23 protein-coding genes are annotated in these 19717 nt (G+C 51.1%); 7 read left to right on the forward strand and 16 right to left on the reverse strand.

Going from position 1 to position 19717, the window contains the following annotated elements:
* Positions 1-102: 102 nt before the first annotated feature.
* The 5 genes from ACNRUY_RS10990 to dbpA form a co-directional block, all read right to left on the reverse strand.
* Positions 103-1314, reverse strand: coding sequence for a type III PLP-dependent enzyme (locus ACNRUY_RS10990; protein ID WP_488111679.1), 1212 nt, complete (start codon positions 1312-1314; stop codon positions 103-105).
* Positions 1311-2162: a polyamine aminopropyltransferase gene (speE, locus tag ACNRUY_RS10995; protein WP_488111680.1), complete on the reverse strand. Its 852-nt coding sequence runs from the start codon at positions 2160-2162 to the stop codon at positions 1311-1313. The genes ACNRUY_RS10990 and speE overlap by 4 nt, the downstream gene beginning before the upstream one ends.
* Positions 2159-2623, reverse strand: coding sequence for an adenosylmethionine decarboxylase (speD, locus tag ACNRUY_RS11000; RefSeq protein WP_488111681.1), 465 nt, complete (start codon positions 2621-2623; stop codon positions 2159-2161). The genes speE and speD overlap by 4 nt, the downstream gene beginning before the upstream one ends.
* Positions 2624-2866: 243 nt before the next feature.
* Entirely contained in the window at positions 2867-3808 is a 942-nt protein-coding gene (locus ACNRUY_RS11005) for a cation efflux transmembrane domain-containing protein (RefSeq protein WP_488111682.1), read from the reverse strand.
* A 139-nt stretch (positions 3809-3947) separates the two neighbouring features.
* On the reverse strand, positions 3948-5348 hold the full coding sequence (gene dbpA / locus ACNRUY_RS11010) for an ATP-dependent RNA helicase DbpA (RefSeq protein ID WP_488111683.1): 1401 nt from the start codon (positions 5346-5348) through the stop codon (positions 3948-3950).
* A gap of 171 nt (positions 5349-5519) precedes the next feature.
* Here dbpA and ACNRUY_RS11015 point away from each other — a divergent pair, with 171 nt between their 5' ends.
* Positions 5520-6992: an SLC13 family permease gene (locus ACNRUY_RS11015; RefSeq protein ID WP_488111684.1), complete on the forward strand. Its 1473-nt coding sequence runs from the start codon at positions 5520-5522 to the stop codon at positions 6990-6992.
* A 25-nt stretch (positions 6993-7017) separates the two neighbouring features.
* Here ACNRUY_RS11015 and ACNRUY_RS11020 read toward each other — a convergent pair whose 3' ends face one another.
* From ACNRUY_RS11020 to ACNRUY_RS11035, 4 genes are all read right to left on the reverse strand, one after another.
* Positions 7018-7380, reverse strand: a complete 363-nt coding sequence (locus tag ACNRUY_RS11020) for a DUF2956 domain-containing protein (protein WP_488111685.1) — start codon at positions 7378-7380, stop codon at positions 7018-7020.
* Positions 7381-7449: 69 nt separating this feature from the next.
* On the reverse strand, positions 7450-7962 hold the full coding sequence (locus tag ACNRUY_RS11025; protein ID WP_488111686.1) for a GNAT family N-acetyltransferase: 513 nt from the start codon (positions 7960-7962) through the stop codon (positions 7450-7452).
* A gap of 31 nt (positions 7963-7993) precedes the next feature.
* Positions 7994-8416 (reverse strand): hypothetical protein, encoded by a 423-nt coding sequence (locus ACNRUY_RS11030; protein WP_488111687.1) that lies wholly within the window; start codon positions 8414-8416, stop codon positions 7994-7996.
* 145 nt (positions 8417-8561) lie between these two features.
* A complete protein-coding gene (locus tag ACNRUY_RS11035) occupies positions 8562-9401 on the reverse strand; it encodes a putative RNA methyltransferase (protein ID WP_488111688.1) in 840 nt (279 codons plus the stop codon).
* 122 nt (positions 9402-9523) lie between these two features.
* Here ACNRUY_RS11035 and ACNRUY_RS11040 point away from each other — a divergent pair, with 122 nt between their 5' ends.
* Positions 9524-10366 carry a hypothetical protein gene (locus ACNRUY_RS11040; protein ID WP_488111689.1) on the forward strand — a complete coding sequence of 281 codons (843 nt, stop codon included), beginning with the start codon at positions 9524-9526 and terminating at the stop codon, positions 10364-10366.
* Positions 10367-10545: 179 nt separating this feature from the next.
* Positions 10546-12141, forward strand: coding sequence for an ABC-F family ATPase (locus ACNRUY_RS11045; RefSeq protein WP_488111690.1), 1596 nt, complete (start codon positions 10546-10548; stop codon positions 12139-12141).
* Positions 12142-12298: 157 nt separating this feature from the next.
* Here ACNRUY_RS11045 and ACNRUY_RS11050 read toward each other — a convergent pair whose 3' ends face one another.
* Positions 12299-12514, reverse strand: coding sequence for a hypothetical protein (locus ACNRUY_RS11050; protein ID WP_488111691.1), 216 nt, complete (start codon positions 12512-12514; stop codon positions 12299-12301).
* A 34-nt stretch (positions 12515-12548) separates the two neighbouring features.
* Here ACNRUY_RS11050 and ACNRUY_RS11055 point away from each other — a divergent pair, with 34 nt between their 5' ends.
* Positions 12549-13805: a peptidoglycan DD-metalloendopeptidase family protein gene (locus tag ACNRUY_RS11055; protein WP_488111692.1), complete on the forward strand. Its 1257-nt coding sequence runs from the start codon at positions 12549-12551 to the stop codon at positions 13803-13805.
* A 22-nt stretch (positions 13806-13827) separates the two neighbouring features.
* On the opposite strand, the gene ACNRUY_RS11060 is transcribed toward ACNRUY_RS11055, so the two are convergent.
* Together ACNRUY_RS11060 and ACNRUY_RS11065 are read right to left on the reverse strand one after the other, a co-directional pair.
* A complete protein-coding gene (locus tag ACNRUY_RS11060) occupies positions 13828-14283 on the reverse strand; it encodes a NifB/NifX family molybdenum-iron cluster-binding protein (protein ID WP_488111693.1) in 456 nt (151 codons plus the stop codon).
* Between the two features lie 75 nt (positions 14284-14358).
* Entirely contained in the window at positions 14359-14655 is a 297-nt protein-coding gene (locus ACNRUY_RS11065) for a DUF134 domain-containing protein (RefSeq protein ID WP_488111694.1), read from the reverse strand.
* Between the two features lie 178 nt (positions 14656-14833).
* Here ACNRUY_RS11065 and ACNRUY_RS11070 point away from each other — a divergent pair, with 178 nt between their 5' ends.
* A complete protein-coding gene (locus tag ACNRUY_RS11070) occupies positions 14834-16246 on the forward strand; it encodes an esterase-like activity of phytase family protein (RefSeq protein WP_488111695.1) in 1413 nt (470 codons plus the stop codon).
* On the opposite strand, the gene ACNRUY_RS11075 is transcribed toward ACNRUY_RS11070, so the two are convergent.
* Positions 16224-16883: a pseudouridine synthase gene (locus ACNRUY_RS11075; RefSeq protein ID WP_488111696.1), complete on the reverse strand. Its 660-nt coding sequence runs from the start codon at positions 16881-16883 to the stop codon at positions 16224-16226. The genes ACNRUY_RS11070 and ACNRUY_RS11075 overlap by 23 nt on opposite strands.
* A 226-nt stretch (positions 16884-17109) precedes the next feature.
* Here ACNRUY_RS11075 and ACNRUY_RS11080 point away from each other — a divergent pair, with 226 nt between their 5' ends.
* Entirely contained in the window at positions 17110-17346 is a 237-nt protein-coding gene (locus ACNRUY_RS11080; RefSeq protein ID WP_488111697.1) for a type II toxin-antitoxin system CcdA family antitoxin, read from the forward strand.
* 166 nt (positions 17347-17512) lie between these two features.
* Here ACNRUY_RS11080 and ACNRUY_RS11085 read toward each other — a convergent pair whose 3' ends face one another.
* Positions 17513-17743, reverse strand: coding sequence for a hypothetical protein (locus tag ACNRUY_RS11085; RefSeq protein WP_488111698.1), 231 nt, complete (start codon positions 17741-17743; stop codon positions 17513-17515).
* A 161-nt stretch (positions 17744-17904) separates the two neighbouring features.
* Between ACNRUY_RS11085 and ACNRUY_RS11090 the strand changes: the two genes are divergently transcribed.
* Entirely contained in the window at positions 17905-18339 is a 435-nt protein-coding gene (locus tag ACNRUY_RS11090) for a hypothetical protein (protein WP_488111699.1), read from the forward strand.
* A 417-nt stretch (positions 18340-18756) separates the two neighbouring features.
* On the opposite strand, the gene ACNRUY_RS11095 is transcribed toward ACNRUY_RS11090, so the two are convergent.
* On the reverse strand, positions 18757-18981 hold the full coding sequence (locus ACNRUY_RS11095) for a CopG family antitoxin (protein WP_488111700.1): 225 nt from the start codon (positions 18979-18981) through the stop codon (positions 18757-18759).
* Positions 18978-19265 carry a BrnT family toxin gene (locus ACNRUY_RS11100; protein ID WP_488111701.1) on the reverse strand — a complete coding sequence of 96 codons (288 nt, stop codon included), beginning with the start codon at positions 19263-19265 and terminating at the stop codon, positions 18978-18980. The genes ACNRUY_RS11095 and ACNRUY_RS11100 overlap by 4 nt, the downstream gene beginning before the upstream one ends.
* Positions 19266-19717: the final 452 nt, after the last annotated feature.

The raw sequence follows: 19717 nt of genomic DNA on the forward strand, positions 1-19717 counted from the left end.
TTATTAGGTAAATCGTTCTAATTACTCAGTGATAGAGCCGTAAATCGGCAAAAAGTTCACGATCAGCCCTGAAATATCCTGGTGAGGGAATCATGGCTCCACTTATGCACGTTGCCTTATGCACAAATAGGGATACTCCCATCGGTTGCGATCATTTTTGGGGTGCTTTTGAGCTGGCTGATGGAGGGCGATGACTCTTGCCCTGGGCTGATGATTAAAGTCAGTGGCACTGGCCAGGGTATAGGCCCCCATCTGTTTGCCAAGCACCAGGTCTCCAGGATTGAGTCTTGGGCTCAGGGTATTTCTGGCAATAACATCAATGCTGTCACAGGTAGGACCGGCAAAGACCGATGGCTGGAGGTTGTGTCGATCGCCAAAAACCGTCAGTGGGTACCTGGCATGATCATACAGCTGGCCGCTATAGGAGCCGTAAAGACCATCGTCAAGATAATACCAGAGAGCCTTTTCCCGCTGTGCAGAGCCAACCACAGTTGATATGCAGGTGACTGCCGGGGCTGCCAGTATACGACCCGGTTCTGACTGAACATTGATATAGTCCGGCAACTCTGCCAGCGCCTGTCGGATGGGCTGGCAGAAGTCATTAAGGTCCGGGACTGGCTGGCAGTACTCCACAGGGAAGCCTCCACCAATATTCAGTATATTCAGCTGCGCATTCCCGTGTTTTCTGGCCGCTTCTTTCAATAGATAACAGCAGGCCTGAATTGCTTTGACGTGGTTCTCCGGGCCCGGGCACTGAGAACCCGCATGGAAGGAGAGCCCTTTGATGATAAGGCCTGCCTGTTGAGCCTGTTTCAGAATCAGAGCTGCATTTTGAGGCGTGCAGCCAAATTTTGCAGAGAGGTCAACCGGCGATGTCGGGTTGGGAAAGCTCAATCTCAGTAGCAGCGCCACCCGGTGGCGGTAGGGTTTGAACTTTTCAAGTTCCAGCGGGTTATCTACAACGAATGTTGTGCATCCCAGTCTCAGGGCGCTGGATATATCCTGATCTTTCTTAATGGGATGGGTATGAAGAATAGCCCTGGATGAAACGTCAAAGCTTTGAAGCAACTCCAGTTCACCAAGGCTGCAGATGTCGAAACCGGCACCCTGGAGAGCGAGTGTTTTAAGCACAGCTTTTTCCGGAAGCGCCTTCACTGCGTAGAAGTGCCTGACCCCGGGGAGGCTCTGACATAACTGCTGGTATTGTTTAAGCAGTTTCCAGCAATCAATCACACACAAAGGGGATCCATAGTCTTTAACAAGAGAGCGCCAGTATCTGGCCTGATGAATGGGGTTTATGGTAAGCCTGTTCATTGCATCTTCAGGATTGAAAGCATGTATTGTGGCAAAGCAAAACTGGCCCGGTGGATGGCGGGTGTGTAATACCGGGTTGCCATCCCTGAGGCCTGGTGTCGTTGGGTCAGAAGGGGAAGTTCAGTTTTTGTCAGTTCCGGTTTATCGGTAGCCCATGCCAGTGCCATAAACCCTCCTACGTAGGAGGGGACTGGAACGCAGTAGAAGGTGGATAACTGAAAATAATTGGGGAGCTTCCTGCTGGTCTCAAGCAACTGGTCAGGCTGAAAAAAAGGGACGCCATTCTGGGCAACAAAAATACCCTCCGGTCTCAGGCAACGGCGGCAGCCCTGATAAAATGCATCACTGAACAGCGACTTTCCCGGGCCAATGTTGTCAGTGCAGTCAGAAATGATGACGTCAAACGTCAGGTCCGTTTCCTGAACAAACTTCAGACCATCATTAATGACCAGATTAAGGCGGGAGTCTTCGTAGCCTCCCTGGCTGTGGCCGGGCAGAAGTTCTCGGGAAATATCAATCACCTGCCGGTCAATGTCGACCAGGGTCACCTGCTCAACACCTTTGTGCTTCAGCACTTCCCTGAGGCTACCCCCGTCACCGCCTCCGATAATCAATACATTCCTGACTTTACCATGGGCAATGACTGGTACATGAACCAGCATTTCATGATAAAAGTATTCATCGGCCTCGGTGGTCTGGATGATGCCGTCCAGGGCCATTACCCTGCCAAAGCGGGTGTTTTCAAACACAACCAGATGCTGATGTTCGGTTTTCTGTTCAAACAGCAGGCGATTGATTTCAAATTCCTGACCGTAGCCATCAAACAGCGTTTCAAAAAAAGTATTCATAATGACAGCTGCCCCCGCAGAAGGTTTCTGACTTCTTTTCGTTCCGGACGCAATGCCTGCTCAAGAATATTAATGGCCCTGTTTGGCAGGGTATTTCCACACATGAAGACATCCAGGGCTGCATACTGGCGTTCAGGCCAGGTATGAATACTGATGTGGGATTCCGCAAGAACGGCAACCCCTGAGATACCGTCATTAGGGCTGAAGTGGTGCAGGTGAATATGGAGCAGGGTGGCTTTGCAGGCAAGAACACATTGTCTTAAGGCCTTCTCTATATGCTTCAGGTCACTGAGGCTCTCTGCTCCCCAGAAATCAATAATGATGTGTTCACCGGCATAAATCTGGCCGTTTTTCTTTATAAAATGGTCATTGATTGCAGGTGCTGATCCCGATCGTTCTGATTGACTCTTCAGAAGGACAGGTTTCAATAGAACAGGGGCATCTGATTTTGGTTTTTGCATTTTAATTCCAGGTTAAGGCAAATAAAAACCTGTCATGGAGGAAGTGGTTTCAGTGGGCCCTTTGTCAGGTAGCCAGCCAAAAGTATTGCATAGTTATAGTGGAGGCATGGGTTGAATCAGAACGGTTCTTGAAACACTTTGGAATAGAACCCAGGTTTGTTTGTCCTTTTTGTATTTTAGTCGGCCATGTATTTATAAATACGCTTGAACGATGTACTGGAAGAGATTGGAGAACTTTGTTTCTTAACCTGGTCTGTTTTTCACCGGGTTTATTTGTCCGTGGTTCTGATGGCCATGAGCGGACTGTGACCAGTTCTCCGGGAAAAGCACCTGGACACGGTAGTGTTCACAATGCTGACCTACTATGCAGCGAGCCTGATATTGGAGGTTTGCCAGGGTATCAACGGACATACCCGGAGAACAGTCTACTTCAATGTCCAGCCATAGCCAGCGGCCCACTTTGATCATTCGCAGACCCGTCAGTTTTATCTGGCTGTCGGTGGCGGTTTGTTCAATGGATTGTTCAATAGGGGTGGTAATGTCAGCCAGTGGCAGTTCCCGGAGAGTCAGCTCCCGGATGCTGGCCATCAATGTTTTCAGGGGAAACCGGATCAGGACAAGGGTGATCAGAAGCGTCATGGCCGGGTCGAGATAAGGGGTGACAGCGTGCAGAGGTGTTAGCAGCAGGCCGATAATAAAAGCCATAAGCGCAGTGGTGCTTAGGGCGGTATCCACCAGCCACTCCTGGTATTCAATTTTTAAAATGGGTGATGACTGGTGGTTGGACAGTCGATAAAACACGGCGGTCATTCCAATACCGGCCACGACAGAAATGCATTCGTAAAGGGCGGCACTTGAAAATACAGGAATATAGCCGCCGTTGATCAAGCGGTAGCAGGAAACCGTGATCAATACGGTGCATAACAAAATAATCAGAAGCGCCTGGAGTATGATGGAAAGAGGTTCCAGTGCTGCACTGCCATAAGGCTTTAGCCGGGTGGTTGGCTGAGCTGCCAGACGGGCCACCCGAACATTAGCCATCATGATAAAGATACAGAGTGTGGAATAGGCTCCGTCAATAAACAGAACGGCCGAGTTGCTGTGGCAAGCCACCGCCAGCCCCAATACCCCAAACAGGGCTTCCATGAGGATTGAGGCCTTCAGGGCTTTCTGTTCACAAATCATGTAATACCGTTTGCCGGTATAGGCAGAGTATGTAGACTTGAAGAGTAAAACTGTATTGGGCGGATGTTTTATACCGCCCGGTTCTGATTATAGCAGTGCAGTCGGGAGCGCCTGTTTGACTCTGTGGGTCAATATACGATCAAAGTCTTCTGACTTTGAATTTCCTTCCCTTGATTCTTCCTTTTTCCAGCTGGGCAAGGGCTTTGCGAGCCACTTCCCGCTTAACCGCAACATAGGCGACAAAGTCAAAAATATTGATTTTACCCACCTGGTCACCGGGTATACCTGCCTCACCGGTCAGGGCTCCGAGAATGTCACCGGGACGCACCTTATTTTTCCTGCCGCCATCAATGGCCAGCGTGACCATGGGGGCTTGGAGGACAGTTGAGTGGTCAGTGAGGGTTTTATGGTCTCCAAAAGCCAGGGGCGCCTTCAGATAATCACTGATGCGATCCAGTTTGTACTGTTCGCGGCGGGTGTACAGGCTGAGTGCCAGCCCCTCTTTTCCTGCCCGCCCGGTTCGTCCTGTCCGGTGTACATGAACTTCCGGATCGCGGCTCAGGTCATAGTTGATCACCGCTGCCAGGCTATCAATATCCAGCCCTCTGGCCGCTACGTCTGTGGCAATGAGCAGGGTGGCGCTTCGGTTGGCAAAGCGAACCAGCATCTGGTCCCGCTCTTTCTGTTCCATGTCCCCGTGCAGAACCAGAGGTTTGTATCCCTGCTCATAGAGCTGGGTACCCACCTCTTTACAGGCTTGCTTGGTGTTGCAGAAGATCACACAGGACTCGGGGGTGTAATGGGCCAGCAGCTTTAGCAGCATGGCTTGTTTACCGTTTTTGTCTGCAGGCTTGCCTGAATGGTCATCTACAAGGTAAAAGCGCTGCTCAATCTGTTCGTGGCTATGGGAGGATTCCACCGTTATTTCCACCGGGTTCACCTGAAACCGGCTGCTCAACTGGCGGATACCCACAGGGTAGGTGGCAGAGAACAGCAGTGTCTGGCGTTGAGCCGGTGTGTGGGCCAGAATCGCTTCCATGGCATCAATGAATCCCATATCCAGCATTCGATCAGCCTCATCAAGGACCACGGTGCTCACTTGTTCCAGGCTCAGGGTGCGCTTTCTCAGATGATCCTGAATACGGCCGGGTGTTCCCACCACCACATGGGCTCCGTGCTCCAGGGAGCCTATCTGGGGGCCGATGGGTTGCCCGCCGGACAGGGTCACCACTTTGATGTTTTGCTGGTAACGGGCCAGTCGCCGGATTTCCTGGGCCACCTGGGTCGCCAGTTCCCGGGTTGGGCAGAGCACCAGGGCCTGGCAGCCAAAGTTCCGTTGCTTCAGTTTCAGTAGCAGGCCTATGGAGAAAGCGGCGGTTTTACCACTGCCGGTTTTTGCCCTGGCGATCAGATCTTTCCCTTCCAGGATTTCAGGCAGGCTCTGCTGCTGGATCGGAGTCATCGTCCGATAGCCCAGAGCATCAAGGTTGCTTAGAAGAGGAGCAGGAAGCGGCAAGCGGTTAAAGCGGGGACTGGTCAAAGCAGGCTCTTGAGGTTGTGGTTGTGAATGGCGGTGGTGGAACGGGGTATACCATCAGAGGGACGGAGTATAACAGAACCAGAAGTCACCCGTGTTATTCAATCTGTGAGGGCTTTGACCGATTACTTTATAGATTGCCTGTCCACTTTCCCAATACCCATGGAGACTGCCATGACACCCGATTCATCACACCAGGAACTGGAGGCGGACAATGGCGGCCGCACAATTTTCTGGTTGGCAGGACTGCTCCTCGGGGTCGGCCTGCAAAGTCTCACCCTGATCGTTGAGCCTCCTGTGGGTATGAGTGAGCAGGCCTGGCATTGTGCCGGGCTGGCCATGATGATGGCGGTGTTCTGGTCTATGGAAATCCTGCCCACGGCGGTAACGGCTCTTCTGCCGTTGATTATGGCGCCCATTCTGGGACTGGCCAGTATTGATAAAGTGGCAACGCCTTACGCTCACCCGGTGATTTTTATGTTTATGGGGGGCTTTGTTCTGGGGCTGGCCATGGAGCGTTGGGGGCTTCATAACCGGGTGGCCCTGAAAACCATGTTATTTGTGGGAACCGGTGAAAAGCGACTGGTCATTGGGTTTCTGGCAGCGACAGCGCTGATCAGCATGTGGGTTTCCAATACCGCCACCTCCATCATGATGTTGCCCATAGGGCTTTCCGTCATCGCCATGATGCGAGAGCAGGGGCGAATGAGTAAAGGGTTCCCGGTAGCCCTGCTCCTCGCCATAGCCTATGGAGCCTCCATTGGCGGCTTTGGAACCTTGATAGGGACTCCCCCCAACGCTTTGCTGGCGGCATTTCTGGAAGAACAGTATGGGGTGCAAATCGGCTTTGCCCAGTGGCTGATTATTGGGTTGCCCGCTTCTTTTCTGATGCTGCTGGTGACTGGCTGGTGGTTGAGTCGGTCCGGTTATGACCTGGGGTCGGATGACAATCTATCTGTAAAACAGGCTCTGCAGGAACAACAGACAGGCGCTGGCGCCCTGAGCAGGCCGGAGAAAGCGGTCATGGTGATCTTTCTGTTGACCGCCGGTGCCTGGGTTTTGAGGCCATGGCTGAGTGGGCTACTGCCATGGCTGAGCCTGTCTGATACTTCCATCGCCATGATGGCGACTCTTCTGTTGTTCCTTTGTCCGGTTCGGTTGAGCAAACTGGAGTTTCTCATGAGTTGGAAGGAGATGCAGAAGATGCCCTGGGATGTTCTGCTGCTGTTCGGTGGTGGTTTGAGTCTGGCGGCCATGATTCGTCGGACAGGCCTGGCAGAGTGGATTGCCGGTTCCATGGACATTCTCGGGGGCATGCCTTCCCTGGTGGCCATTGCCCTGGTGGTAACGGTGATTATCTTTTTGACCGAAGTCACCAGTAATACTGCGACCACCGCAGCCTTTTTGCCGCCGTTAGGCGCTCTGGCCGTCTCTCTGGGAATGGATCCGGCTATGCTGGCCATACCCGCAGCACTGGCGGCAAGTTGTGCGTTTATGCTGCCAGTGGCTACACCGCCCAATGCCATTGTTTACGGTTCGGGTATGTTGCCTATTCGGCAGATGGCCCGTAGTGGAATGGCTCTTAACCTGGCGGGTATTGTGATTATCACACTTCTGTGCGATGGCCTGGTTGAGCTGCTGTTTTAAAAATCCATACTCAAGGAGCTGTTTTTCACAGCAGCGAATAAGCCAGAAATCCCAGCCAGCTGAGCACCAGAAGCCCCCAGGGCAACCAGTTGACTCTGGTGGGCACCGAGTTGTTTTCGGTAGGGGTGGTGGCAGGAGAGGCTGTTTTGCTTTCGCTTTCCTGTAGGGGTTGCGCTGCCTGACGGGTGACTTTTTTCAGGTGGCGATCCAGCTCACGGGCTTTGGCTTTCTGCTGCTTCTTGTATTGATCAATCCCCTTCTGAATGCCCTGGGCAATCAATCGGGTCTGTTCTTTGGTTTGCCCTGGGCGCTGGGTTGCCCGGGCAATTTTACTCGCTTCATCCCGGGTCTGCTGCGAAGAAGCCTGTCGTTTTGCTGCTTTTGCCATTGGGTTACTGCGTGACTGATGAATGGATAGAAAGTAATAGTGAAGTGGTCGTAAGTCCGGCAGGCACCTTCAGGCGCACTCTTCTTTATAGACCTGAAGTCCGCGGGCCTGGTAGTTCTTGAGGGCGTGGGCGTGATCCAGGCTGCAGGTGTTTACCCATACCCGTTGAGCATTCCATGCCCAGGCCTTTTCGATGGCATTGCTTAACAGCGCGCCTCCCAACCCTTTCCCGATAAACGGTTCAGCCAGGCCAAAATAGGCAATCTCAACATGGTCCTGGACGTTTTGCAGCTCAAAATAACCGGCTGGACTGCCTTGGTACCAGGCAACCCACAGGCGAAGGTTGTCGTTTTCGGCGTACTCCTGCCATTGAGTATCAGACCATGACAGTTTATCAGTCCATTGCCAGTTTTTACCCACCAGTGCGTAAAGGAAGCGGTTAAATGAGTACTGTTTAACCTGGCACTCCTGAATGACAAAGTCCGGGTTATCCACCGCCTTGGGGATAAGTTGGTCGGGACGGGTCATCTCCAGATACCAGGTCGTTATTGTTTCACGAGCCTGTGGGACGGTTGCTTCCATTAATACTGCCTTGTGGTCAGAAATCCTGACGTCAGTGCGCCTGCTTCATGCGTTTGGCGTAAGTAATGGCATTATAACCGACTGTAGCGACAATATTTCCCAGCAGGAAAAAAACAATCACCAGAGCAGTATCTTCGACAGTAAAGCGGCCCATCAATCGATTCAGTCGTATAAACCCTTCGAAAAAGAACAGATAAATCCCGAACAGGTAGGGGATGTAGCTGAGCGCTCCACAGAGGATTTTTCGGGCTCCTTTGCAAAGACCGGCCAGAACGGCAATGGACAGCAGAGAGCCTGCGATCAGGGCCAGGCGTTGACCGTCGGTGCCGTAGGTCAGAGCCTGAATCACGGCAATGGCCAGTGTCACACCCAGTGCCGTTTCGGCTTTGAAGGCGAGTTGGTTAAAGAGGTTCTGATCCTGGTGCCCTGTGACGAGCTGCTTTAACCCGAACATGACGAATTCCCCCTTTCTTATTGAAAAGCAGCAGAGGCCGGATCCAGCAGCGGGGTCTGACCTGTTCCTGCCTTATTCCTTATAACACCGGGAGAAGGGAATAAGGTTGATATACCGCAGTGTTTATTACGGTATTTACCTGCTTTCAGTGGCCGGTTTGTACTTTTTGAATCACGGACAGGCGCATGTCCAGGGGGCAGCTCAGATGCTCAAGGGTTTCCAGATGGCGTTTCTGGTCAGGTTTAACGTGCCAGTAGTGGGGCGTCATGGCGAGCAGGTCCATAATGGTCTGGCGGTCTGGCAGTTCCAGGGTGTCGGTGACGGGCAGGGTATCAATCCGTTCCAGATCGTCCGGAAGGCTCTGGAGCCTCTTATCCTCGGGATAGGGGTGTACCTGTGGATAAATGGCCTGGCGGAGGCTCATCAGGTGATTCTGGCCAGGGGTCAGTACCAGGATGTGCCCTCCGGGTTTCAGTACCCGGGAAAACTCAGGCCAGTGGCAGCGGGAGAAGACACTGACGATGATATCAAACTGATTGTCGGCCAATGGCAGGTCACTGACACTGGCCACCAGCCACTGAACGGTTTTGCTGCGGTGACTGCAGGCTACGATACCCGGTTTGGCAATGTCCACTCCGCACACCGTGCTCTGGTTGATCATGGACTCCAGTTCAGCGGTGTAATAGCCCTCGCCACAACCGGCATCCAGAATAACCGGGGGCTTGCCCTGGCCCACCAGTGACTGAATCTTTTCAGCCAGGGTCTGTACGACGGGTTTATAGTATCCGGCACTCAGAAAACGGGTTCTTGCCTGAATCATCGCCTTGTCATCGCCCGGGTTTTTGCTGCGCTTCTTATGGCTTGGAAGCAGATTGAGGTAACCCTGGCGAGCCCGGTCAAACTGGTGATTATTGGCGCAGCTTGCCCCTTTCTCTGTGTTGTTCAGGGGGGTGTGACAGACAGGGCAGTGAAGTTGGATAGGCATGAAGGGTGGGTCGGTTGATGGCAAAGGCCTGAAGTCTAACCATGAATGGCACTTTTGTCGTGAAAAAACCGGTGAAATCCTTCATTCTAGGATAAGGAATGGATCATTGAAGGAACAATAACATGAGCGGTGATTCCAATACGCAATATTATACCTACTCCATCAAAGGGACGGATGACCGGTATGACGGCCAGGTTCCGGAAATTACCCTGCAGCTGTCCATAAAGCTGGAATGCTTTGATGGCATAGATAGCAAGTTTCTGACTATTTCCCTGGAAAACAGCACCGTTGCCGCCAGCCATACCGGTGATATGGTCTATGACACGGATACTCAAAGGGGCTGGTTCACGGAAAAGGTCAAGGTGTATATGGGGGTCGACGGGTTTGGTAATAATCCGGTTTTGCTCAAAGATATTCCCGCCACAAGTTCCAGTGCCACTTCCTTTTCCAGTGGTGAAACCCTGGGGGTCAGTGCCGGTGCCAGTGAACAGGAAGGGGTTCCCACTTTATCTGTGGGTGTCTCCGAAAGCAGTACCAGCGGAGTCTCTCAGACCGTTGCTGACTTTACTGTTGCCAACAACAGTGCAGATGATGAAGTGAACCATGGCTATAATCTCAGCAGCACGCCGAATGGACTCTACACTGGGCCTGACAGTCTGGTGATCAAGCCCTCCGCCACTGATTTTTTAGAATACGACACCATCAGCGCTGTCACCAATAATGATGGTTCTGCCATCAGCAACCTGCCACTGGTCAGTCAGGCAGTCTACAGAACGCCCAGTGGTGACTATAACCAGGAAGTCAGTCTCCGGGTGAGAGTGACGCACTATCTTCAGTGTGTTTCCACCAGCCATTCTACTTTTGAGTCCACCGTTTCCTATTACACCGAGGATAACCAGCCTGTTTATGATCTGCTTGAGGATATTCCCGTGGCCTTTTCCGCCATCAGAAATCCAACGGTTTAGGTGTTATTGGCATAAGCTTGTCTGCAGGCGGTAGCAAAGGCTTGAGTTCGTCGTGATCAGGCCGAAATCGAAAGGAGTCTGTAAATTCCCTATTGCTGCACAGGGCTCAGTCACTGTAGGCTGCGCCGCTGATTTGCCCTTTCTATTGATGACACATAAACGAAAAGCAGGACAATAATTTGATTTCCACAGCCAACATCACCATGCAGTTCTCGGACAAGCCCCTGTTTGAAGACATCTCCGTCAAATTTGGCGACGGTAATCGTTACGGACTGATTGGCGCCAACGGTTGTGGCAAGTCAACCCTGATGAAAATTCTGGGTGGCGAACTGGAAGCCACTTCCGGCAACGTTATCAAGGATCCCAATGAGCGGATGGCCAAGCTGAGCCAGGACCAGTTTGCCTATGAAGAGTACACGGTGATCGACACCGTCATCATGGGCCACGCCGAACTCTGGAAAGTAAAAGCAGAACGGGATGCCATCTATGCCAAAGGTGAAATGAGCGAAGAAGAAGGCATGCGGGTGGCAGACCTGGAAGTGCAGTTTGGTGAAATGGACGGTTATTCTGCCGAGGCCCGTGCCGGGGAACTTCTGCTGGGGCTGGATATTCCCATTGAACAGCATTACGGCCCCATGAGTGCCGTTGCACCGGGCTGGAAGCTCAGGGTGCTGCTGGCCCAGGTACTGTTTGCCGATCCGGACATCATGTTGCTGGACGAGCCCACCAACAACCTGGATATCAATGCCATCCGCTGGCTGGAAGGGGTGTTGAAGCAGCGCGACTGCACCATGATCATCATTTCCCACGACCGCCACTTTCTGAACAGTGTCTGCACCCATATGGCGGATCTGGATTACGGAAGGTTGCAGGTGCTGCCAGGGAACTATGACGAGTACATGACTGCCGCCACCCAGGCCCGTGAACGCCTGCAGGCAGAGAATGCCAAGAAGAAAGCCCAGATTGCTGAACTGCAGTCGTTTGTCAGCCGGTTCTCGGCCAATGCTTCCAAAGCCAAGCAGGCCACTTCCCGGGCCCGTCAGATAGACAAGATCAAGCTGGAGGAGATCAAGCCTTCCAGCCGACAGAATCCTTTTATCCGCTTTGAGCAGGAAAAGAAGCTGTTTCGTAATGCCCTGGTGGTGGAAAAGATGAGCCAGGGGTACGAAGAGGACCTCTTCAAAGGCGTTAACCTGATGGTTGAAGTGGGCGAGCGAATCGCCATTATTGGCCAAAACGGTATTGGTAAGACCACTCTGCTTCATACCCTGGCTGGGCAAATGGCGCCCCGAACCGGCACCATTCAGTGGTCAGAAAACGCCAATATCGGTTATTACGCCCAGAACCACAGCGATGAGTTCGAAAAGGACATGAACCTGTTCGACTGGATGAGCCAGTGGACCAATGAAGGCGACGATGAACAGGTGATTCGAGGTGTGCTGGGTCGCATGCTGTTCTCCCAGAGTGATATCAAAAAGTCCGTAAAGGTGATTTCCGGGGGCGAACAGGGTCGGATGCTGTTTGGCAAGCTGATTCAGCAGAGGCCTAATATTCTGTTGATGGACGAACCCACCAACCATATGGATATGGAGTCTATTGAGTCCCTGAACCTGGCGCTGGAAAATTATCCGGGAACGTTGATGTTTGTTTCCCACGACCGCCAGTTTGTCTCCTCACTGGCCACCCGCATCATCGAAATTAAAGACAGCGGCATTGTTGATTTTCATGGTACTTACGACGATTACCTGCGCAGCCAGGGGATTGAAGAGGCGTAATCGCTCAACGGTTTGTGTTTTCCCCGGAACGGTTTTCGCAGCAGGCTGAACCGGCTGCGGAGACTCGAAAGAGTTTCGGGGAGATTGCTGACCTGCCAGGGCTGCTCTGTTCAGAACAGTCCGCTTTTTTCTTTTTTCCTGAAAGTACCTGCTTATTTTAAGGGCAAACCGCCATAGGCTCATCTCCCGCCAGAATAGATACTGCCAGGGTTTCCTTTCTACAGACCGTATTCATGGCAATAGATGCAAAAATCCTGAGGTTGCTGTGCTGGCCCCTTGCTCTGGCAGGTTTTTTTACAGAACAAATACCCACAGCGAGAGCAAACTGTTTTTTACGACACAAGACGTTCATATTATCCGCTCTCATATCCATAGCGGCTTTTCTGCTGAGTGCCCCGGGCACTTCCATGGAAGCGTTTGCCGGTGGATCCTCTGAAGCCGAAGCGCCTCTCTATTTTGATATGGAAACGGAAAGCCTGCTGAGTGATCCGGTCAAAGATCCTCTGCTGGTGGATCTGGAAAGGCTGGAAGGCAATGGCCTCTGGCATGAGTATAAGGTCAGCCCGGATGAGAGCCTGGCCACGGTATTTATCAATGAAGGTCTGGCACAGAGCGATCTTGACCGGTTGCTGAACATTGCCGGGAATTCACCCCTGTTTAAAGAGTCTGGCAAGGTTGATCTGATTCGTTACCAGCTCAGGGAGGACAGCCGGGTGTCTCTGCTGGAAGTGACTCTGCATTCCGGTGAGCGACTCAGGTTTGAGCGGTTGTTTCCAGGCCCTTATGACGACTTCACCCTCAGGGAGATCAAGGATCGGCTGGCCCTGGAGACGGTTCGTGTAGAAGGGGAGATTACCGGCAGCTTTTATTTCAGTGCCCGGGCAGCGGGGCTGTCATCGTCCACTATTAGCCAGTTTGCCAATGTGTTTCAGTGGTTGATTGATTTTAACCGTGACCTGCAACCCGGCGATCGTTTTGACCTTCTGCTGGAAAAGCCCGCTGGTGAGCGCTCGAGCAGCGATGCCCGTATTCTGGTGGCCCGGATTCATCAGAAGCAACGAACACTGACCGGCATTCGTCATACCGATGGTCGTTATTATACCCCAAAGGGAATGCTGCTGGGCCGGACGTTTATGCGTTTCCCACTGGATGAAAAGTACCCGGTCAGTTCCGGTTTCAACCTGGCCAGAAAACATCCGATTACCGGAAAAGTTCGCCCCCACAAGGGAACGGACTGGTCGGTTCCTTCAGGTACACCCGTTATGGCCACTGCAGAAGGGGTTGTTGTCCGCGCTGTGAAAAACCATCCTGCTGCGGGCAACTACATTGAAATTCGCAATGGCCGTCGTTACGTCACCCGTTTTTTGCACTTGAGTCGACTTAGAGTAAAAGTGGGGGAGAAAGTGGAGCGGGGACAGGTAATTGCCCTGTCGGGTAACAGTGGGTTATCCACAGGCCCCCACCTGCACTATGAAGTGTATGTGGATGGGCGGCCAGTGGACGCCATGAAGGCAAAACCCAAGGTTGAAAAGGTGCTTCATGGGATTGAGCTGACTCACTTTACGGCAGCTTCTGCCCGGTTGCTGGCCAGACTGGAACAGGAAAATGACGAAACTCTACTGGCCAGTCAGTCCGGGTATCGAAAAGGTCAGCCTGATTCCTGAGCCGTAGAGTGCACTCCTGCTCTTAATGGCAGCGGCTACCACAGCCAGAACCGCAGCGGGAGCGAGATTCACCCTTGTGGTGACCACAACAGGATCTCGATTCCCCACATTGACCTTCTTGATGTCGACCCTGATGTCGATGGGAAGGTCTGCCCTGGCTGGCAGAGGTCATTTCAGTATAAGGGGCTGTGATGGCCTGGTTAATGTTCATGCCAGAACCCAGCTGGAACACCCTTACTCCCTGGCCAAGAAGCCGAGCCAGCATTCTCTGGCCAATATGGCGGACGATGAGAGCATCTACTTTCATGCTTTCCAGCAAATGGGCCATGGCTTTTTTAGCATGGCAGTCATCGGAAAGGGAGGCCGGGTTGTCAATGGTTTGCAGGGATGAGCGTTCAGTATCATAGAACGCCAGCTGAGGCGCTCTGGAAAAGTGGCCTGCCACTCGTTGTTGATGGCAGGGCATGGCAATGATCATGACTGTGATTCCTCTTGGTGTGAAAAATAATTTGCTCCCTGGCTTTTCATAAGTGAGGGTGACGCAAAATCTTTTTCATTCGCTGTTTTCAACAAACGGCGCCTCAAACATCAGCGCCTTGCCTTCGACCAGGCAGGTGGCCACTTTGTAGCGTGCCTGCTGGATAATGTTGCCGAAAGTCTGTCTTGAAACCCCCATCTGCTCAGCGGCCTCCTGCTGGCTCAGGCCGTTGTGGTCTGCCAGTCGCAGGGCTTCAAACTCTTCCGGAAGAAACCGGGTTTGCTGAAGCTGTTTCATTGGGACACCGTTGGGCTTGAAGCAGCTATGGGCAGGGCGACCACAGATTCGACGGCATTTTTTCGGCCTGGGCATAGTGCCTCCTGGTTATGGACTTCAGGTTCACTATACGCTCGTTATTGGCATATGCCAATAACTTGATTGGGAATTTTATGACTATGGAGGTGTCAAAGCTGCCAGCTGGCGTTTGCCAGTGATCCTCAATTGGATATTGGTTTTATTGGCCAATAAGCAGAACCCTGGGAGAAGACACGTGAAAAAGTGGTTAGCCTGCCTGGCAAGTTTGCTATTCAGCGCTCTGGCAAATGCAGATTTATATACTCCAGAAGAGATTGAATACCTGGGTAAAGTTCCCGTTGCCCATTCGGCGAAACAGCCAATTCTGAGGGTTTCATCTATTCGCTATGATCAAGATGCGGATCAGTTGATACTGCTCTCTAATGATACGGGATCGACAACAAACCATTATGGTGAGTACGGTCAGGCTCGCTACTATCGAGTGCCTTTGAAGCAGGTGTGGGATCGCAACAGCGAAACCATTGCCGAGTTGCCTGCAAATACTCTTACTATCCGGGAGGTTCAGCTGAAAATGGGGGATGGCTGGATCGAAAGCTGTAAGTACTCGTTTAGTACTGGATGTCCTGTCCTCGAAGGTCTGGCGTTAACCAAAAGTAAAGACATGCTGGTTGCCTCTGAGCAAAATGCTGAATCCTCTCTTTTGTTAATAGGGCCGGAAGGGCAGATCAAAGCGCGATACAGGTTTCCGGAGCACTACCGGGATACATGCTGGAGTTGGGTAAATCACCCCTATTTGTTATTAACCCATAAGTGGAATTCAGCAAAGTGCGATTTATTTCTTCAAGAGGGGATTCAAAGAAACAAAGGAATAGAAAGTGTTGACAGGTGGCTTTCAAGCTCAGGAAAAGAACGTTTTGTTGCCATCACTGAAGCTGCGATTACGCAAGATATGATTGATATTAGTAAATATGCTCCTGCAAGGTTCCTTATATTTGAGCTTCCTGAACATGAAGGAGAGGTGATAGGCCTGGAACAATACCTTTATCCCTTTGACCCTTTACCAGAGGATATCGCTAAGGGGGAATTTAAATATTCAATAGAGCGTGGGGTTTCGGACGTGAGCGTATTAAATGAACATCAGGCCTTGGTGATTGAGAAAAATCATATTCCATACCGTGGGTCATACACCCAGCTGTTTGTTGTGGGCCTTGACAAAACCCCCGGGGATTCTGTGCCTGGAGCCCGGCTGGCTGAGAATCTGCCGCAGACCATGAAAAACATGCTTGAGTGGTTGGAACTGGGGCTGGTGGATCCAGAACACGTCACGATACTGCGGGGAAACTCGCTGTTATCTTCACCCCAAGTTCAGAAGGCTCTGGTTGATAAGAAACGGCTTCTGAACACAGAGGCGCTTGAGCAGAAAGTTCGGCACGTTGAGGGAGAAAACCTGCTGTCAACCCTGAACATTGAAGGAGTGACGTTTGGGCCTCAACTCAGGGATGGTTCGAGGCTGATGATTCTGGTGAATGATAACGGGGCTTCCGATAAAACACCGGACAGCACCTGGCTGTTGTTTTTCAGATTGCCTTCTGATGCTGTCCCAGCTGAGGGACATTGCATCAACCCTAAAACGGAGCCGGGCTGTTAAACGTCATGATGTCACCCGTGACAGGGTGGGTGAACTGTAACTGGCTGGCGTGCAAATGCAGCCGGTCAGAAGCGGCCCTGGCGTCAGGATGGGCATAAAACTCACAGCCCAGGATCGGGTGTCCGATTTCTGCCAGGTGAACCCTCAGCTGGTGTGAGCGCCCGGTGATGGGTTGAAGCAGCACTCTGGAATACCTTTCCCGGTAATTATGGACCTGCTGAAAATGGGTCAGGGAAGGTTTTCCCAGCTCATGATCCACCATCTGCCTCGGGCGGTTCGGCCAGTCACAACGCAGGGGCAGATTGATTTCCCCATGTGTTTCCCCGGGTTCTCCCCAAACCTCAGCGAGGTACTGTTTGCGGACTTTGCGATCTTGGAACTGGCGGCTCAGTGAGCGATGGCTGTCGGCGTCAAGGCCAAACACCATCAATCCGGATGTGGCCATATCCAGCCGGTGAACCACCCGGGTTTCCGGTTCAATTTTCTGAAGCCGTGCCAGTGCACTGTCCTGATCATTGGGGGGCTTGCCCGGCACACTGAGCAAACCAGCGGGTTTGCTGATCACAACAATGTGGGCATCCCGGTAAATTTCGGTCAATGGCTCCCGGCAGGGGGGGACGATAAAAGATGAAGTCATTGGACTATTATCTTTCTCTCGATGCCGGGCGTCACTGGGTAATTATACCCGTGGCCTTTGAAGACTGGGGGGCAGTGTTGATCATGTTCGGTTCTCCCATTCGTGCACAAGCATTCTTGTCTTCTTTTTTTGTATCTATTTGGGGCAATTTTAAATGGCTTGTATTTGCTGTTCTAGAATTATGCGCATAGAGTAGGTGCATAGATAGGGCGCACAGGAGGCAGATATGCCTGCTAAAGACCATGAGAAAAAAACTGTTAACCTCAGAGCCCGCAAGGCTCTTGTGGAAACCGCAAAATCCCTGGGTATCAATCTTTACGCGACCCTGGAGGAAGCTTTGGCGGAAAAAATAAAAAAACGCCGTTCGGAACAATGGCTGGAAGAAAACAGGGAGGGCGTTGAAGCGGTGAATCGATTCCAGGAAGAGTACGGACTGTTCTCTGATGAGTTCCGGAGTTTCTGATGGCCCAGTTAATGCTGTATGAAAACCCGAGCAGACAGAGTCGCAGGCAGACCCCTTTCCTGCTGGATAAAGTGCCAGAGGGTATCTGCTTGGAGTTATCCATCAAAGATCAGGAATACGCACTTTTTTTTGACACATCAGCTCACCAGTGTCCCGGCTTCCTTGCTTAAGAAACCGGTTCAGTCTCTGGAGTGTTTCCGGTCTGAGATTCTGGGGACACTAGAAGGTTGATAAACAGTGCTGAGTTGAATGGCAGGCTTTCGGCAGCGGCAAAGGCGACCATCAGCAACAGCGTATTTTTATAAATATTGTCGTTAAATGCGCCGAGAAACTGGGTGGTAAAAAAAGGTAAAAACCGTCGTTTTCCCAGTAGGGCGAATTGGTTCTTCTGGCTCATCGCTTTCCCTGATCCCTGAACTATCTTGAGAAGGTTATGGGTTCAGGTGTCCTGGAGTCTACTCTGTTTTTGTTTCGGAAGGTTACTTTGGGCATCCGCAGGAAGGGTTGTTATTTCAAATGATAATCATTATCATTTGAAAGTCGCATCAGGAGATCGCTATGAAACTGCAATTTTTGTGCGCCAATCACAGGCGATGGCTCGAACAGCACAATGCTGCCGCTTTAAGAACCTGGGAGCAGGGATCCGAAAATGCGCTGCTGCTGGCCCGTGAAATGCGTTTTGACGAAGCACTCCCCCATGCGGGTTGCGCCTTTGAAGCGGCGGAAATTCTGTTGAGGAATGCCCGGAACTCCCTGGGGGAAACGCTGTATGAAAACATGGCCCGGTTCACTAACAGTACGTTACTGCTCAAGCATGTGCTGGGTAGCTGTGCCGAAGACAACAAATATCGGGAGTTGCTTCCTCTGGTTCATCAAGTAGCTGAACAAGTCAGCCAGAAGGAAGTGAACCGGAACCCAAACCAGGAATGGTTGATCAATATGCAGAGCCTGATGCTGACAGCAGGCAGTGCCTATATGCATTCCCTTCATTAATCCCATAGTGCGTATCACTGAAGAGCAAGGACAGCTCCTTTAATTTCAATAAGTTAATATAAATATCAATGGGTTATTAATGTGCTTTCTTGCAGCCATTAGTGGTTATCAGGGGTTACAGGTGGTTTTATTCTGACATCTGGAGACCATTTAAACGACGGGTTTATGGCAATTTGGGAGGGGGTTTTACTCAGGAAGGGAGTAAGGAAGAAAAGAGGAAGCATGGTGCCTGCGACCATAGCAGTTGGAGGGAAATTGGAATGAGAGGTTGGATTGGGTATTTTTTTACTTCAAGCCAGTGCTGGCGAGTTCACTCCTGAATAATATTCTGGTTCTGCTTTGATTTGTGCGCCGTTTCTATCTTTGCCGGACATTTCAAATTGGTGGTAACACCCCGGCTTCCCCTCGAAGTTTTTGTTATGGCCTGGCTTGCCATGTGATATCGATTTTACGATGCTGGGCTACACAGTCTCTGAGATAGAGGTTGATTAGACTTTGATAAGGTACACCCGTTTCTTCTGCCATTTTTTTGAAATATTCAATGACATCTTCACCAAGGCGCATTGTTACTGATTTTTTCAGCTTTGATGCGTAAGGGTTTCTACGGGATTTCATTTTTGACAAATCATATTCATCTTTCATGATAAGGTCCCTTCATAATATTTGCGTTCATCATTGGTGGCTTTCCGTGCTGAGATGATACGAATGGATTGACCGTCATCTCTTTCGCAATGACATACCAATAGAACGCGAGATTCTTGGCTCAGGCCAACCATCAAAAATCTATCTTCAGCTTCTGAACTTTCCTCGTCATAAAACTGAACCGCATATTCATCATAAAATACGCTTTTTGCCTCTTCAAAGGAGACTCCGTGTTTTCTCTGGTTGGACCGGTTTTTAATCGGACCCCATTCAAACTTGATCATACATACATACATTGTATGTACAGATTATGATCTGTCAAGTTGGTATTGGGTCATAAAGAGCCTTTAGAAAATCAGCCCGGTGACAAAAGAAAATAAGAAGAAGAAAAAGGAAGATAGATTCAATGCTATAAAGTTATCGGAGTACAATCGTATTGTTTTAATAAATTCTAGGCTGTTATCTGCAGGGATAAAGGCAGACACTTACAGAAATACCATGAATCCAGCTTTTACCAGAGCTTTCCGCATAAGCTTTCAGTGTTGCGAGTTTGCCAACCGCGCGGCGAAAACGGTTGTTCCAGCACATGGTTTTCAGCCATTCATTAGGTGTAGTAGTTCAGACCTGATCTGACAGTCACCGATTTTTCAGAGGGTGTCTGTCAGGTCAAATTCAGGCTACAAATTTTTCCTTCCAGATCTCTTTGCCATCTATCAGAGTTTCCATTGGCGTTCTT

The sequence above is a fragment of the Endozoicomonas sp. Z74 genome (genome assembly GCF_057680865.1).